This window comes from Streptomyces sp. NRRL F-5126 (assembly GCF_000721265.1).
In the GTDB taxonomy this organism is placed as follows: Bacteria; Actinomycetota; Actinomycetes; order Streptomycetales; family Streptomycetaceae; genus Streptomyces.
The window spans coordinates 178,181-193,921 of record NZ_JOFZ01000008.1 but is presented as its reverse complement, the minus strand read 5'-3'; the positions used below and the strand labels follow the sequence as shown (position 1 = coordinate 193,921).

15 protein-coding genes and 1 tRNA gene are annotated in these 15,741 nt (G+C 72.5%); 6 read left to right on the top strand and 10 right to left on the bottom strand.

Annotation, left to right across the window (positions count from 1 at the left end; genetic code table 11):
- Positions 1-133 precede the first annotated feature (133 nt).
- Positions 134-2,143, top strand: coding sequence for a Stk1 family PASTA domain-containing Ser/Thr kinase (pknB, locus tag IH48_RS0118880; RefSeq protein ID WP_030905507.1), 2,010 nt, complete (start codon positions 134-136; stop codon positions 2,141-2,143).
- A 73-nt stretch (positions 2,144-2,216) separates the two neighbouring features.
- On the opposite strand, the gene IH48_RS0118875 is transcribed toward pknB, so the two are convergent.
- From IH48_RS0118875 to IH48_RS0118855, 5 genes are all read right to left on the bottom strand, one after another.
- Positions 2,217-2,966 (bottom strand): class E sortase, encoded by a 750-nt coding sequence (locus IH48_RS0118875; RefSeq protein WP_030905504.1) that lies wholly within the window; start codon positions 2,964-2,966, stop codon positions 2,217-2,219.
- A gap of 59 nt (positions 2,967-3,025) precedes the next feature.
- Entirely contained in the window at positions 3,026-4,543 is a 1,518-nt protein-coding gene (locus IH48_RS0118870) for a class E sortase (protein WP_420705512.1), read from the bottom strand.
- Positions 4,544-4,794: 251 nt separating this feature from the next.
- Entirely contained in the window at positions 4,795-5,457 is a 663-nt protein-coding gene (locus IH48_RS0118865) for an aminodeoxychorismate/anthranilate synthase component II (RefSeq protein WP_030905498.1), read from the bottom strand.
- Complete coding sequence (locus IH48_RS0118860) at positions 5,454-5,633, bottom strand: hypothetical protein (protein ID WP_030905495.1); 180 nt, start codon at positions 5,631-5,633, stop codon at positions 5,454-5,456. Before IH48_RS0118860 ends, IH48_RS0118865 begins: the two co-directional genes overlap by 4 nt.
- 226 nt (positions 5,634-5,859) lie before the next feature.
- On the bottom strand, positions 5,860-6,648 hold the full coding sequence (locus IH48_RS0118855; protein WP_420705506.1) for a DUF881 domain-containing protein: 789 nt from the start codon (positions 6,646-6,648) through the stop codon (positions 5,860-5,862).
- Positions 6,649-6,789: 141 nt separating this feature from the next.
- Between IH48_RS0118855 and crgA the strand changes: the two genes are divergently transcribed.
- Positions 6,790-7,047, top strand: a complete 258-nt coding sequence (gene crgA, locus IH48_RS0118850; protein ID WP_030905490.1) for a cell division protein CrgA — start codon at positions 6,790-6,792, stop codon at positions 7,045-7,047.
- 281 nt (positions 7,048-7,328) lie between these two features.
- Here crgA and IH48_RS0118845 read toward each other — a convergent pair whose 3' ends face one another.
- Complete coding sequence (locus tag IH48_RS0118845) at positions 7,329-8,264, bottom strand: rhomboid family intramembrane serine protease (RefSeq protein WP_030905487.1); 936 nt, start codon at positions 8,262-8,264, stop codon at positions 7,329-7,331.
- Between the two features lie 195 nt (positions 8,265-8,459).
- Positions 8,460-8,987 carry a peptidylprolyl isomerase gene (locus IH48_RS0118840; protein ID WP_030905483.1) on the bottom strand — a complete coding sequence of 176 codons (528 nt, stop codon included), beginning with the start codon at positions 8,985-8,987 and terminating at the stop codon, positions 8,460-8,462.
- Positions 8,988-9,279: 292 nt separating this feature from the next.
- On the opposite strand from IH48_RS0118840, the gene IH48_RS0118835 reads away from it, so the two are divergent.
- Positions 9,280-9,966 (top strand): DUF5324 family protein, encoded by a 687-nt coding sequence (locus IH48_RS0118835; protein ID WP_030905480.1) that lies wholly within the window; start codon positions 9,280-9,282, stop codon positions 9,964-9,966.
- Positions 9,967-10,027: 61 nt separating this feature from the next.
- Here IH48_RS0118835 and IH48_RS0118825 read toward each other — a convergent pair whose 3' ends face one another.
- Positions 10,028-10,537 (bottom strand): DUF6344 domain-containing protein, encoded by a 510-nt coding sequence (locus IH48_RS0118825; protein ID WP_051840112.1) that lies wholly within the window; start codon positions 10,535-10,537, stop codon positions 10,028-10,030.
- Between the two features lie 446 nt (positions 10,538-10,983).
- Between IH48_RS0118825 and IH48_RS0118820 the strand changes: the two genes are divergently transcribed.
- Positions 10,984-11,817, top strand: a complete 834-nt coding sequence (locus IH48_RS0118820) for an SAM-dependent methyltransferase (protein ID WP_030905474.1) — start codon at positions 10,984-10,986, stop codon at positions 11,815-11,817.
- Positions 11,818-11,896: 79 nt separating this feature from the next.
- On the opposite strand, the gene IH48_RS0118815 is transcribed toward IH48_RS0118820, so the two are convergent.
- Positions 11,897-11,969: transfer RNA gene (locus tag IH48_RS0118815), tRNA-Ala, on the bottom strand.
- A 147-nt stretch (positions 11,970-12,116) separates the two neighbouring features.
- Here IH48_RS0118815 and IH48_RS0118810 point away from each other — a divergent pair.
- Positions 12,117-12,662, top strand: coding sequence for a helix-turn-helix domain-containing protein (locus IH48_RS0118810; RefSeq protein WP_030905469.1), 546 nt, complete (start codon positions 12,117-12,119; stop codon positions 12,660-12,662).
- Positions 12,663-12,731: 69 nt separating this feature from the next.
- Positions 12,732-14,348 (top strand): serine/threonine-protein kinase, encoded by a 1,617-nt coding sequence (locus IH48_RS0118805; RefSeq protein ID WP_030905466.1) that lies wholly within the window; start codon positions 12,732-12,734, stop codon positions 14,346-14,348.
- On the opposite strand, the gene IH48_RS0118800 is transcribed toward IH48_RS0118805, so the two are convergent.
- Positions 14,335-15,729, bottom strand: coding sequence for a hypothetical protein (locus IH48_RS0118800; protein ID WP_107059324.1), 1,395 nt, complete (start codon positions 15,727-15,729; stop codon positions 14,335-14,337). The genes IH48_RS0118805 and IH48_RS0118800 overlap by 14 nt on opposite strands.
- Positions 15,730-15,741: the final 12 nt, after the last annotated feature.

Here is a 15,741-nt window from a genome sequence, read left to right as displayed (position 1 = left end):
CTCCGTACCGGTCGTGTATCAGGTCACACGCTCCGGCGAACCGGACGGAGTGGGCCCGGTAGCCTTTGCGCGGACAGCACACCGCCGGACCACACGCAGGTGCGGTCGGTACTGACGGAGAGGGCCGGAAGACATGGATGAGCCGCGTCGCCTCGGCGGCCGGTACGAGCTGGGCTCGGTGCTCGGCCGTGGTGGCATGGCCGAGGTGCATCTCGCGCATGACACCAGGCTCGGCCGGACCGTCGCCGTGAAGACGCTCCGCGCGGACCTCGCGCGCGACCCGTCCTTCCAGGCCCGGTTTCGCCGGGAGGCCCAGTCCGCCGCCTCGCTCAACCACCCGGCGATCGTCGCGGTCTACGACACGGGCGAGGACTACGTCGACGGCGTGTCGCTCCCGTACATCGTCATGGAGTACGTCGACGGCTCCACGCTGCGTGAGCTGCTGCACTCGGGCCGCAAGCTGCTGCCCGAGCGGACGCTGGAGATGACGATCGGCATCCTCCAGGCCCTCGAGTACTCGCACCGCAGCGGGATCGTCCACCGCGACATCAAGCCGGCGAACGTCATGCTGACGCGCACCGGCCAGGTCAAGGTCATGGACTTCGGCATCGCGCGCGCCATGGGCGACTCGGGCATGACCATGACGCAGACCGCCGCCGTCATCGGCACCGCGCAGTACCTCTCGCCCGAGCAGGCCAAGGGTGAGCAGGTCGACGCGCGCTCCGACCTGTACTCCACGGGCTGCCTGCTCTACGAGCTGCTGACCGTGCGCCCCCCGTTCGTGGGCGACTCGCCGGTGGCGGTCGCGTACCAGCACGTACGGGAGGAGCCGCAGCCGCCCAGCGTCTTCGACCCGGAGATCACGCCCGACATGGACGCGATCGTCCTCAAGGCGCTGGTCAAGGACCCGGACTACCGCTACCAGTCCGCGGACGAGATGCGCGCGGACATCGAGGCCTGCCTCGACGGCCAGCCCGTCGCCGCGACGGCCGCGCTCGGCGCGGTCGGCTACGGCGGCGGCTACGGCCCCGAGGACCAGCCCACGACGGCGCTGCGCCAGCACGACCAGGGCGGCCAGACGTCGATGCTGCCGCCGATGAACCCCGACGACGGCGGGTTCGGCGGCTACGACGAGCAGCGGGCCGGCGGCGGCAGGCGGCGCCAGCAGAAGAAGTCCAACACCGGCACGATCCTGATAGTGATCGCGGCGATCTGCGTGCTGGTCGGCGCCATCCTGATCGGCAAGTCGCTGTTCAGCGGCAATTCGAGCGACCAGCAGACCGCTGTGCCGTCGCTCGTCGGGCACACGATGGCGCAGGCGAGGACGCTCGCGTCGAACGCCGACGTCAAGGTCTCCCAGTCCGGCACCGGCCACTGCGACCAGCCGAAGGGCTCCATCTGCAGCCAGAACCCGGCGAACGGGCAGATGGACGTCGGCGGCACGGTCAGCGTCGTCGTCTCGGCGGGCGCGGCCAAGATCGACGTGCCGGACGAGACGGGCCAGGACCAGGACGCGGCCACGCAGGACCTCGAGTCCAAGGGCTTCAAGGTCGACGTGAAGACGGTCGAGTCCGACCAGACCGAGGGCACGGTCACGGGCCAGGACCCGGCGGGCGGCTCGAAGGCCCAGAAGGGCGCGACGATCACTCTGAAGGTCGCGAAGGCGGCGCAGGTGACCGTGCCGCCGGTCAACGGCCAGCAGTTCGACGCCGCCCGTGACCAGCTCCAGAAGCTCGGCTTCGTCGTCGACCGCCAGGACGTCGACTCCGACCAGCCCGCGAACACGGTCGTCGACCAGAACCCCAAGGGCAACGAGAAGGCGGCCAAGGGCAGCCACGTCAAGCTCCAGGTCTCCAAGGGCCCGGCGCAGGCGCAGGTCGCGGTGCCGAACATCGCCGCGGGAACGAAGCTGGCCGACGCGGAGAACGCCATCAAGGGCGCGGGCCTCACCCCGCAGGTGGCGGACGGCAGCCCGAACGACCCGAACAACTCGTACGTCGCAAGCATCAACCCGGGTGCCGGCACCATGGTCGACCAGGGCAGCGTCGTCACGCTGACCACGGTCGGCCCGCCGGCCGGTGGCGGCAACGGCGGGAAGAACGGCGGCAACGGCGGCCTCAGCAGCTGGTGGCCAGGGCACTGACGGCGGCACGAGCACGCGCGGGCAGAGAGAAGCTCCCGCACCCACGCAAGATCGGGTGCGGGAGCTTCGTCGTTCAGCGCAGCTCGGGCGGCGGCGTGCGGTTCTTGTCGACCTTCTGCGTGCGCACCAGCTGCGACCAGACGATGTAGCGGTAGTCCGAGGTGTACATCGGCGTGCACGTCGTCAGCGTCAGGTAGCGGCCCGGCTTGGTCTTGCCGGACTCCTTGGGGATCTGCTTGATCACGTTGACGTTGTACTTCGACGTGGACGGAAGGATCTTGTAGACCTTGTAGACGTACCAGACGTCCCGCGTCTCCACCACGATCGGGTCGCCGACCTTGACCTTGTGGATGTTGTGGAACTTGGCGCCGTGCCCGTCGCGGTGCGCGGCCAGCGTGACGTTGCCCGTCTTGTCCCACGGCAGCGCCGACTTGATCGGCTTCGTGTAGTAGCCCGCGACGCCCTGGTTGAGTACGGGGACGCCGGTGCCCTTCTTGATGAGGACCTCGCCGTTCTTCATCGACGGCACGTGCAGGAAGCCGATGCCGTCCTTCGTGTCGAACGACGGCGCCTTGCCGTCCTGGCCGGCGGGCGGGGCCTGTGCCCAGTGCTTGCGCACCTGGTCGGCCTGCTTGTGTGCCTCCCTGTCGGCTGTCACGTTCGTCCACCACAGCGAGTAGACGACGAACAGGCCCAGCACCAGGCCTGCCGTGATGAGCAGTTCACCGATGACGGCGAACGTGCCGGCGACCGGCCCGCGTTTCGGTCTCGGGCGCCGCCCGGCCGTCCGGTCGAGACCCTCCTGCTCGGTCGTGGCTGCCACCCCTGTTCCTCGCCCCGTTCCCGTCGTTCCCGCCGCGTGTGCTTCGATCCGCCGCGCGGTCAGCTTTTCTGCAGAGCCGCGGGAAGCCCCTGGCTGCGCGGCTGTTCGCTGACCATCTTGCCCCAGACGATCAGCCGGTAGGTGCTCGTGAACTCCGGTGTGCACGTCGTCAGCGTGATGTACCGGCCCGGCTTGGTGAACCCTGAGCCCTGCGGGATCGGCGAGATCACGCTCACGTTGGCGGGCGAGGTCTGCGGGAGTGTCCGCGTCATCCGGTACGTGTAGTACTCGTCCTGCGTCTCGACGACGACCTCGTCCCCGGGCTTCAGCTTGTTGATGTAGCGGAACGGCTCGCCGTGCGTGTTGCGGTGACCCGCGAGGGCGAAGTTGCCCGTCTTGTCCTCGGGCATGGCCGACTTGAGCGAGCCCTCCGAGTAGTGCCCCACCATCCCGTGGTCGAGCACCTTCGCCTTGCTGACGCCCTGCGCGATGGGCGCGACCACGTCCAGCTTCGGAATGTGGATGATCGCGAACCCCTGGCCGGGCTCGAAGGCGCCGGCCGCGGGGCCCTTGTGGTCCTTCCAGGTGTTCTGGATCTTGCTCGCCTCGTTGCTGGAGTAGTTGTCGGCGCGGACGTTGGTCCACCACAGTTGGTAGGTCACGAACAGCAGCATCAGCACGCCGAAGCTGATGAACAGCTCACCCACGGCCCGGCTGATGACGACGCCGGGGCTGTCCTTGAGCGCACGGGCGGCCTGCCGCGCCTCTATGCGCGTGAGGGGGCGTCCTGGCGGCCGCGCCGCCGCGTCGGCCGCGTTCGCCGCATTCGCCGCGCCGGGCGCGGGCTGCGGGGGACGCTTGCCGCCGCGTCCGCCGGACCTGGCCGCCGCGGCTCTGCGCCGCTCGGCCCGGCCTCCGGCGACGGGCGCGGCGGCGGAGGACGTGGCCGTCTCGTCGGCGGCCACGGCCCGCCGTACGTCGCTGGTGCGCAGCCCGACGGTCTCCTGGTCGGTAGGGAGCTGCGCCGCCGGCGGTGCCTGCCCGGTGTCCGAGGGCGCGGGCGGCGCGGGGGGCGTCTTCGGCAGGTAGGCGGTGGCCGCCTCGTCCTGCGACGCCTGAGGAGCAGGCGCACCCTCGGTCGTCCTGGGCGAGGCTGCGGTGGCCGGGTCTGCCGGCCCCGCGAGCGGGCGACTGTCGCCGGGCGCTTGCCGAGGTCCCTGGGGCCGGGGCTGAGGCGGCGACGCGGTGTCCACCGGCGGCCGCGGCGCGGGCTGCGGCGCCGGGTGGGGCGTCGTCGGCTCCGGCGGCCGGGGAGTCCTGGGCAGGAAGGCCGTCGGCGCCTCGCCCCACGGCTGGGGGCCGGGTGGCTGTACCGGCGGCTCCTGCGGGCTCTGGGGCCTGCCCGCGTGCCGTGCGGGCACGGGCCCTGCCGCGGCCACGGGAGGCGCCCCCGCGGGCCCCGCGGCCGGCGCGGGCGCCTGGCGCGCGTGCTTGCCCACCGGGCGCGTCGCGGGCCCCGCCGAGGGCGCCACATCGGGCGCCGCCCCGCCGGGCGTTCCGGGCCGGGCGGGCGGTATCGGCCCGGCCTCGCCGGCCGGCGCTCCGTGCCCCGCCGCTCGCGGACCGGGGGCCGGGCCGTCCTGGCCGGGCGCCTGGGCCGCCGGCCCGGGGGCCGGGGGCGTGCGGGCGGCGCGTGCCTCCTCCGGGAGCGGGTCCGTCAGCGGGTCGGCGAGGGCGCCCACCGCCGCCTCGAACGCGTCCTCGGCGCTCCCGGGACCCCGGGCGCCCTCGGCGCCCCCCGCGCTCTCGTGCTCGGGCCGGAGCGCGGTCACGCGACGGCTGCCTTCCCCACCACCGGCGCGAGACCGGCCGACCGCGCCACCGCGCCGGCGTCGCCGCACCGGGTGAGCCAGTTGGCCAGCATCAGGTGGCCGTGTTCCGTGAGCACCGACTCCGGGTGGAACTGCACGCCCTCGACGGGCCGTTCGCGGTGGCGCAGCCCCATGACGATGCCGTCGGGCGTGCGGGCGGTGACCTCAAGGTCCCGGGGGATCGTCGCCGGCTCGGCCGCGAGCGAGTGGTAGCGCGTCGCGGTGAACGGCGAGGGCAGCCCCGTGAAGACGCCCGCACCCTCGTGGAGCACCAGCGACGTCTTGCCGTGCAGCAGCTCGGGCGCCCTGTCGACGACTCCGCCGTACGCGACGGCGATCGACTGCATGCCGAGGCAGACGCCGAACAGCGGCAGGTCGGTGGCCGCGCAGTGCCGCACCATCTCGACGCAGACGCCCGCCTGTTCCGGCGTGCCGGGCCCGGGGGAGAGCAGGACGCCGTCGAAGCCGGCCTCCCCGCCCTCGGCGCGGCCGAGTGCGTGGGCCGTCGTGACCTCGTCGTTGCGCAGGACCTCGCACTCGGCGCCCAGTTGGTACAGGTACTGCACGAGGTTGAAGACGAAGCTGTCGTAGTTGTCGACGACGAGAACGCGCGCGCTCATCCCGCCGCACCTCCGGATCCGCCGTCGACGGTCACGTCGTTGAAGGGCAACAGCGGCTCAGCCCACGGGAAGACGTACTGGAAGAGCAGATACACGACGATCAGGGCGAGGACGATCGAAATGGCCGCACGCGCCCACGTGTTGCCGGGCAGATGCCGCCAGAACCAGCCGTACATGCCGTGCTCGCCGCCCCTTCGGTCCCTGCCGTCCCGGGCAGTTGCGCCCGTGCTCCACTCGCACCCCAGACTAATCGGCGGCGGCGGCCCGTGCGCGGTGCATGGCTGAGCTGCCGGGGGTGATCGCGTTTGTGCTTCGTCACAGTGGCCCGGACGGCTTCGCGCCCGTGTTCGGACGGCTCTGCGGGCGGCCCTACGGGCGGCTCACAGTCCGCGCACAGCCTCGTCAGTGCTTGGGCCGCGCGTAGTGCAGGCCGGTCGTGCCCGTGTAGCCGGGCAGGGTGGTGCGCCCGTCGTCGTGGACGTCCCAGCCGAGGCCGTACGCCTGTACGTACAGCAGGTAGTTCTGGATGGACGGAGTGGCGTCGATCGCCTTGCGCAGCTTCGCCGGGTCTCCCACCGCGGTGATCCGGTACGGCGGCGAGTAGACGCGCCCCTGGAGGATCAGGGTGTTGCCGACGCAGCGCACCGCGCTCGTGGCGATGAGCCGCTGGTCCATGACGCGGATGCCGCGTGCGCCGCCGTGCCACAGCGCGTTGACGACGGCTTGCAGGTCCTGCTGGTGGATCACGAGGTCGTTCGGCTGGGGCTGCGGGTAGCCGGGGGCCGCGGTCGCGTCCGGCGGGGCGTCGTCCAGGGTGACGGTGACGGCGTCACCGGACAGCGGGCGCGTGCCGGCGCGGTCCTCCAGCGCGCGCAGCCGCTTGTCCTCGGCGGCGCCGGCGCCGTCGTCGCGCTTCGCGAGCGCGTCGACGTCACGGCGTACGGCGGCGGCCGACCTGTCGAGGTCCGCGTTGTTGCCGCTGCGCTCCTGGATGAGGTCGGAGAGTTTGAGCAGGGACGCGTCCGTGCGGATGTCCGTACCCTTGGCCGCGTTGGAACTGGCCACGAAGATCAGGCCTGCCAGCGCGAACACGGCGAGCGTGAGCAGTCTCACGGGCCGCGGCCGGCGCGTGCGCGCGGGGTGCGGGCCGCGATCGCCGGGGGCGCGGGGGCCGGGTTCGTAATTGCTCAACGTACCCTTATCTCCTCGGGCGGCACGGAAGCACTACGCTAACGGAGCGCCCGGCCGGGTCGCGCGTCCCCCCGGTGTCCACGGGCGCCGGCCGTTCAGTCCCCTGCGCGGTCACGCAGCACATCGACAGGAGAGTTCCTCGTGCCGAAGTCCCGGATCCGCAAGAAGGCGGATTTCACGCCGCCTCCGACCTCCAGGAGTGCGACGGACATCAGGCTGTCCAATCGCAACTGGGTGGCGCCGGTCATGCTGGCGATGTTCCTGCTCGGTCTGGCATGGATCCTCGTCTATTACGTGACGGGCGGAGACCTGCCGGTGAAGGCCTTCGGCAACTGGAACGTCGCCGTCGGCTTCGTCTTCATCGCGGCGGGGTTCGGTTTCTCCACCCAGTGGAAGTAACGCCGGTCCAGGGAGTTATCCACAGGCATTTCCACAGCAGGGGAAAAGGTCTGAAGATCTGTGGATAACTTCGCGGGAGGTTGACGCCGGTATGACCGCGGCCACGGCCGCGGACCGGCTCCCCTCGCGTCAAACCGGGCGCCGGGGACCGTGTCACCGCAGGTCAGCGCCGTATCGTCACCCTGCCGGGCACGGTCTCGCCGCAGCGCGGGCACCGTCCCGGCACCGCAAGCACAGGATTCGGCACGTTCTGTGGACAACGCTGTGGGCAGAGCCCCACCTCAGGTGAGCATCGACGTTCTGACCAGGATCAGGACGACCGAGACGGCGAGGACTCCCACGCAGCTCGCCGTCTGCACCAGCGTCCGGTACTCGCGCGGCGCATGGACCAGGCCGATCGCCATCAGCGCGCCCGCGACCAGGCCGCCGATGTGTGCCTGCCAGGCGATGCCCGCCCAGAAGAACGTGATGAAGAGGTTGATCGCCAGGAGCGCGATCACCGGCCTCATGTCGTAGCGGAGCCTGCGCACCAGCACGACCATCGCTCCGAACAGTCCGAAGATCGCACCGGAAGCGCCCAGCGAGGGCAGGAAGGGCGACGCGATCAGATACGTGAGCGCGCTGCCCGCGATGCCCGAGATCAGATACAGCGCCGTGTAGCGCAGCCGGCCGAGCGCGGCTTCGAGAGGCGCGCCGATCCACCACAGGCTCAGCATGTTGAAGCCGATGTGCCAGAACTGGTAGTGGTCGAAGATCGACGTGAACAGCCGGTACCACTGGCCGTTCGCGACTCCGAAGCCCGACAGCTCCAGGTCATTGGCCAGGGAGACGCCGTGCAGCCGGGCGGCGATGAACACCGCGATGTTGATCCCGATGAGGATCTGCGTGACCAGCCGCGGGTTCTGGCCCTGGCGCACGGGCGCGCCGCCCACCGTCCGCGGCGTGGTGTCGCCCCGTCCGCCGCGTACCGCACCGCCGATCCTGGCCGCTGCTCCGGCGGGGACGGCCGAGGCCGCCGGGCGGCCGGCCGACGGGGCGGCGGGGGCCGCGCCGCGGACGCAGTCGGGGCACTGGAAGCCCACGGAGGCGCTGACCATGCACGCGGGGCAGATGGGGCGCTCGCACCGGGTGCACCTCACGCCCGTGCCCCGATCCGGGTGCCGGTAGCAGCCCGGCAGACCGCTGCCCGCGGCCGCCGCCCGCTCTGCCTCGTCCATCGCTCCCACGGTCCTCTTCACCTCTGCGCGGCGTTCACGTCCGGGTGGCACCGCCGTTCACGGTTCGGCCGGCGCGCGCCCCGCCCGTCCCGGCCCGCGCCGGGCAGCCACTCGTCGGGCTGTCTCCACTACACGGACGGGCGGGGCCGAAGGTTCCCGGAAGGGTCCAGGGGCCACAACGCCCCTCGGAGGGGCTCAGCGCTTCTCGACGGAGACCGACTCGATCACGACGTCCTGGAGGGGACGGTCCGTGCGCGGGTTGGTCTGCGAGCTGATGATCGAGTCGACGACCTTCTGGCCGGCCTCGGTGCTGACCTCACCGAAGATGGTGTGCCTGCGGTTGAGGTGACCCGTGGGGACGGCGGTGATGAAGAACTGTGAGCCGTTGGTGCCCGGGCCCGCGTTGGCCATCGCCAGCAGGTAGGGGCGGTCGAACGACAGGTCGGGGTGGAACTCGTCGCCGAACTCGTACCCGGGGCCGCCGGTGCCGTTGCCCAGCGGGTCTCCGCCCTGGATCATGAAGCCGCTGATCACACGGTGGAAGATGGTGCCGTTGTAGAGCGGCTCGGTCGTCTTCTGACCGGTCGCGGGGTGCGTCCACTCGCGACCGCCCGTGGCGAGGTCGACGAAGTTCTTGACCGTCTTCGGCGCGTGGTCCGGGAACAGCCGGATCTCGATGTCGCCGTGATTGGTCTTCAGAGTGGCGTAAAGCTGCTCGGCCACGATGTGCCTTCCGTAAGACTGTTTTGTCCTTCCGATCCTCGCACGGAAGGCCGCCCCGATGGGCGTGCGGGCATGCGAGAGCGCCCCGGAGCGCATTCAAGGCTTCGACGGGGGTACCGGTCAAGAGCGTCCGGAGGCCTGGCACGGCCAGGTGGACGACGCGGACGAAGGACGCAGACGACGGAATCGTGACACGGATGCCTGTAACGCATGCCGACGCGGAGCGCGAAGGGCATGATTTCGAAAAGGGTGGACAGGCGACATATCGAACGCCACCGAGGAGGATGATCCTGTGACCCGCATGGACAGCGTGCGCGCCGCTACCGATTCAGCGAGGGAGAGCGTGCAGCACGCCGCGGAAGCGGTGGCTCCGTACGCCGGCACGGCGAAGGACCAGGCCGCGCAGTACGCACGCGAGGCACGCGTACGGCTCGCGCCGACGATGTCGAAGGCCGCGCAGCAGGCGCGCGATCAGTACGACGCGCTCCTGGCACCGCACGTGCCCCCGAAGGTCGATCTCGCCGCGCAGAAGGCTGCCGCCCGTACGCGGTCGGCTGCTCGGCAGGCCGCCGAGTACACGGCACCGCGGGTGGAGCAGGCCAGGGCGGCCGCGGGGCCGATGGCCGAGGAGGCCGCCGCTCGTTCGGCCGCGGCGTTCGCCGCGCTGCGCGGGCAGGTCTCCGTCTCCGAGATCCAGAAGCTGGTGCGCAAGCACAGGCGACGGGTCGTGGCGGGCCGTGTCTTCAAGGGGCTCGCGATCGCCGGCGTGGTGGCCGGTGGCGCCTTCGCCGCGTGGAAGTGGTGGGACAAGCAGGCCAACCCCGACTGGCTGGTGGAGCCGCCTGCCCCGACCGAGGTCTCCGACCGGCCCAACCTGACGTCGGTGGACGGCTCCTCCGGCGCGGACAGCGCGGACGGTGGTGCGACCCTGGCGGACCCGGAGGCGGACCAGCAGGAAAAGAAGAGGAAGTCTTCCTGACGGCCGGACGCGCACACGGAGCTTCCCGAGGCGCCGGGCTTCCCGCGAGGGACCCGGCGCCTCACGCTGCCCCCGCGAGCGCGGCGTCGGCCAGATCAGAAGCACCACGGCCAGAAGCACCAAGGCCGGAAGCACCAGAACCAGAGGCGTCAGAGCCAGAGGCATCAGAATCGGAAGCGTCGTCCTGCAGCGGAAGCTGAGCGGGGATCCTGCGGACGGAGGGCGACGAGCCGTGGGCCTCCGCGGTGATGCGCTGCTTGATGGTGGGCGGCAGCGAGCGGTCACGCGGTGCGCGGGGTTCGAGCGCGGCGGGCGCGGGCTCCGCTGTCCTGCGCCGGTTGCCGGCGGCAGGGGCCGCCGCCGTCCCGCCCGGATCCACCCGTGGGGCGGGCACCGGCGCGGCAGGCGCGGGGACGGCGGTCTCGGCACCGCGGTCGGCGGGCTGGTCGGCCGGCTGCGCGACGGCGGCGCGGGCGGCAGCGGCGGGGGTGGTGAGGCCAAGCGTGGCGAGTACGGCGAAGAACGCGGTGATGAACGCGGTCCAGAGGTTCCTGACCTTGACGACGGCCATGACTCCTCGCTTTCGGATGAGAATCGGATCACACAACCGGTTCGTCCCGAGTTGCGCGATTTGAGTACAGTCCTCATCATGTGGACGCGCAGGCGAAAGCGGTGGAGATACGCCGTCATACGCGCAGTTCTTCGGATGAACACCACCCGTTCAGCCGATCTGGAGATGCGAAAAACGTAAAACCCTGCTGGCTGAGCCCCCTCCCCGCCCGCCTCCGGACATGCGCGGAGCCCCATCAACTCACTCTCTCCTCAGTCGATTTGATGCCCGGACGGACCGCCCGGCACCCCGGCGCACGCATCGGCGCCCCGCGCAACTCGAACGACCCCGGCGACGCACGGCGGGCGCGTCCGGCCCGTGAGCCCCGGGACGCCTCGCGCCCCGGCGCGGATGCGCCGTGCACGTCGTGGGTAGAGTCCGAATCTCCGCGGGAGATCGGAGAGTTCATGGACGAGTCCTGGTGCAGCCCCCGTCAGCAGGTCGACACGTCGCACGCCAGCTCCGCACGCCTGTACGACACGTACCAGGGCGGCAAGAGCGGGTACGGAGTGGACCGCGACGTCGCGGGCGAGGTGGCCGCGCTGCTCGGAGACACCAAGCGGATCGCGACCTCGGCCCGCGCCTTCCACACGAGGGCGGTGCGCGCGGCGGCCGGCGAGCTGGGCGTCGACCAGTTCCTCGACGTGGGCGCCGGCGTCCCCAACGAACCGCACACCCACCAGGTCGCCCAGGCCGTGCATCCCGGGGCCGCGGTCGTGTACGTCGACAACGACCTCGTCGTCCTCAGGCAGTCGGAAGCACTCCTGAGCAGCGGTACCGCGGGCCGCACCGACTACATCCAGGCCGACCTGCGCTCCCCTGACGCCATCCTCAAGGAGGCCAGGCGGACGCTGGACCTCACGCGGCCCGTCGGGCTGATCCTCTGCTCCGTCCTGCACTTCATCACGGACGAGGAGGACCCGCGCTCCCTCGTCCGCGCGCTGATGGCGCCCCTCGTCCCCGGCAGCTGCCTCATCCTCAGCCACGGCACCGACGACTTCGCCCCCGCGGCCTGGCGCGCGGTCGAGGACATATACCGGCAGCAGGGCATCGGCACGCAGATCCGCGGCCGCGCGGCCATCGAGGCGCTGCTCGACGGCCACGACCCCGTGGAGCCCGGCCTCGTCGAGGTCCACCGCTGGCGCCAGGACCCGGCCACGGCGTCCGCGGACCCGGACGACCACGTGCACTGCTACGGAGTCGTCGCCATCAAGTCCTCGGACGCGGACGCACAGCGGTAGGCGCGGCGTACGCGCACGGAGAATGCCCCCTGGACGCGCGTTCCGCGGTCCAGGGGGCATTTCGGGCGTGAAGCCCTCGTGGAGCCTAGGGGAGTCGAACCCCTGACATCTGCCATGCAAAGACAGCGCTCTACCAACTGAGCTAAGGCCCCGTGTCCGTGAACAGCGTACCGGGTGCCGGCGGCGGATCCCGCAAAAGGTCAGGGGCTCCCCGTGGCCGACCACGCTCCGTAGGATGCCCAGGAGGTTCGCGGCAGTGAAGCCGCGGCCGCCGCTTGGGGAAGCGATGGGGAGACGCGATGGACGCCACACAGCAGGAAACGACGGCCCGGGCCAGAGAGTTGCAGAGGAGCTGGTACGGCGAGCCGCTGGGGGCGCTCTTCCGCCGGCTCATCGACGACCTGGGGCTCAACCAGGCACGTCTCGCGCACGTACTCGGCCTCTCGGCCCCGATGCTCTCCCAGCTCATGAGCGGGCAGCGGGCCAAGATCGGCAACCCCGCGGTCGTGCAGCGCGTCCAGTCGCTCCAGAACCTCGCGGGCCAGGTCGCCGACGGCAGCGTGAGCGCCGCGGAGGCGACCGCCCGCATGGAGGAGATCAAGAAGGCGCAGGGCGGCTCGATGCTGACGACGAGCCAGTCCACGAACGGGACGGGAGCGCCGACCGTGCGGCGCGTGGTGCGGGAGATCCAGTCGCTGCTGCGGTCCGTCGCCGCCGCGGGCGACATCATCGACGCCGCGAACTCGCTGGCCCCGTCCCAGCCGGAACTCGCCGAGTTCCTCCGGGTGTACGGCGCGGGCCGCACCGCCGACGCCGTCGCGCACTACGAGGCGCACCAGAGCTGACGACAGGACGACGGGACCGGTCCGGCCTGGCCGGCCGAGGGGCCGAGGCGGCCTGAGGGGGCGTGCGGCATGGGCGAGGTGTTCGCGGGACGGTACGAGCTCGTCGACCCGATCGGGCGCGGCGGCATCGGAGCCGTCTGGCGGGCGTGGGACCACCGGCGGCGCCGTTACGTGGCGGCCAAGGTCCTCCAGCAGAGCGACGCGCACACGCTGCTGCGGTTCGTGCGCGAGCAGGCCGTGCGCATCGACCATCCGCACGTGCTCGCGCCCGTGTCGTGGGCGGCGGACGACGACAAGGTCCTTTTCACGATGGACCTCGTCGCGGGCGGCTCGCTCGCCCACCTCATCGGTGACTACGGGCCGCTGCCGCCGCGGTACGTGTGCGTGCTGCTCGACCAGCTGCTCGCCGGCCTGGCGGCCGTGCACGCGGAGGGCATCGTCCACCGCGACATCAAGCCGGCGAACCTGCTGCTCGAAGCGACCGGCACCGCCCGGCCCCACCTGCGGGTCTCGGACTTCGGCATCTCCATGCGCAAGGGCGAGCCGCGCCTGACGGAGGCCGACCGCGTGGTGGGGACACCGGGCTACTTCGCGCCCGAGCAGCTCCTCGGCGCCGAACCCGACTTCCCCGCCGACCTGTTCGCCGCGGGCCTCGTCGCGCTCTACCTGCTGGAGGGGCACAAGCCGGACGCGAAGGCACTCGTCGAGTACTTCGCGGAGCACGGCACGCCCGGCGCCCCGCAAGGCGTGCCGGAACCGCTGTGGGACGTGCTCGCCGCGCTGCTCCAGCCCGACCCGCACGCACGCTTCCGCACGGCGACGGGCGCGCGGAAGGCGCTCGCCGCCGCCGTCGAACTGCTGCCGGCAGCGGCGCCGGAGGGCCGCGACGGCGATTCTGCCGCGGCCGCCGAGCCGGTCGAGGTGTTCGACCAGATAGGCCCGCTGCCGGCCGGCTTCGACGCGGACGGGCCGCGAGGGCGGCGCGTGGCGCCGGGCCGGGCTTCCGGCTCGGGTCAGGCACCGGATCCAGGGCCCGCAGCGGGCCCGGGCTCGGTACCGGCACCGGCATCCGTACCGCGTCCGACCGCAGGCCCAGGCCCCGTATCGGGCTCGGATCACGGTGCGGGCCCAAGGCCCGCACCGGCGTCCGCGTTCCGGGCGCCCGCCGACCCGAGGCGGCCTACCGGGAGTCCGTCCGTCCCCGCGCCGGGACACGGTCCAGGCTCGGCAACCGAGGGCTCTGCCCGCGAACGGCCCGGCGCCGAGGCGTCCACGCCCGCGCCGCACGCACCCGGCGCGCCCCCGCCGCCTGCCGCAGCGCCCGCGTACCCGCCGGCGCAGGTGCCGCCTGCCGCAGCGCCCGCGGCGCCCGACGCGGTGGCGCCGAGCGACACCGGCGGCTTCCCGCTCGCGCCACCGCGGCCCGGCCACCGGCCGGCCGATGGTGGCCCACCCGCGCCCCCCGGGCCGCCGCCACCCGGCGACCCGCTCGGCGCGGACCCGTTCACCCCGACGCGCAGCGCGCCTGGACGCGCCCCGACGCGCGCACCCGGCCGCGTGGCCGCGGCCGCGCACGCGCACGCGGCCGCACCGCGCCCGGGGCCGACGGCGAAGGTCGCCGTGCCCGTGCTGCTGCTCGCGCTCGTCTGCTTCGCCGTGGGGTTCTGGGCGCTCAGCCGGTCCTGACCGCGCGCCGCCGCGCCGCCACCGTCCAGGCAGCGAGGCCCAGCACCAGCGCCGTGCCCGTGCCGACGCCCGCGTACCCGACCGCCCGCATCGTCCCCGCGCCACCGGCCCGCCCGGCCGCCGACCCAGCGCCGCCGGTCAGTGAGTGGTCGCCGGCGACCGTGAACGGTCCTGGCGGCCCCGCGTACGCCGGCGCGGACGCCGCCTTCCCGGTGACCGTGAGCCGCAGGGTGATCCCGTACGAGCCCTTCCCGTACACCGCGGCGAGCTTCGGGTTCAGGCTGACGCGCACGTAGTACCAGCCCGCGAAGCGCATGTCCCGTACGCCGGACCGGTAGGAGAAGCGGTTGCGGTACGCGACGGGCGGCAGCGGGTCGAACGACGTCGTCTTCTGCCGCCCGTCGTAGAGCGGCGCGTTCGCGCTCTCCACGAACCCGAGCGCCGGATTGAACAGGGACATCGCGACCGCCCCGTTCACCAGCCCGAGCGACCGGCCACCGGAGCCCTGGGACGAACCGGGGGGCGGCTCCGGCGCACTCGCCAGATCCACGCCGCCGAAGAGCTGCTGCCCCCAGTCCACCGGCACGCGGAAGAAGAGGGTCTGGCCCGGGCTGATCCGCGTCGACCACACCCCGCTGCCCCGCAGCCTGGCCGCGTCCCAGAAGCCCGCGCCCCCTTCGACCGGGCGCGGGTCGTCGGCGGGCGGCGCGGGGGAGGCGCTCGGCCAGTCCTCCGGCGCCCGCGTGGGCCCGGCTTTCGCCAGACCGGGCTCCGCCGAGCGCCGCAACTCCAGGTCCCACGGGCCTGGCGAGGACGCCGGGTCGCTCGTGCGCCGCACGACGACGTAGTACGTCCCGGCCCCCGCGCACGTCGAGCCGGCCGTGCCTGCGGTGCGGTACGCGTAGGCCGCGAGCGGCCTGGCGAAGTCCGTCGACACCCCGAACTCGGAGTCGTTGGAGCTGCACTCCCGGCCGTTGGCGTCCTGAAGAGCGACCTCGATCTTGTCGCCGTACGCGACCTTCGCCCCGCGGGCCGGCACGGCGACCGCCGAGACATATGCGCTGGTCCGCACATCCAGGTCGACCCGGTAGACGAGCTTGGCGCCGGGGCCGATCGCGTCGCGGTAGGTGGTGCCGACGGACAGTGCGGGCGCGGATGCGGTGGTCGCGGCACCCTTGACGCGTACGGCCTCGGGATCGAAGGCGTACCCGGCGGACGCGCTGTCCCGCCCGGCCGCGGCGGCGTCCTGCGGCGGCAGTACCGCTGTCGCCGCTGTCGCCGCCGTCGCCGCCATCGTCACCGCGCCGAGCGATGCGAGGGCGCCCAGCCCCGTGGCGGCGCGCCGCCTCGGACGGGCCGAACGGACCTGCTGACGCGCCACACGCTCCCCCTG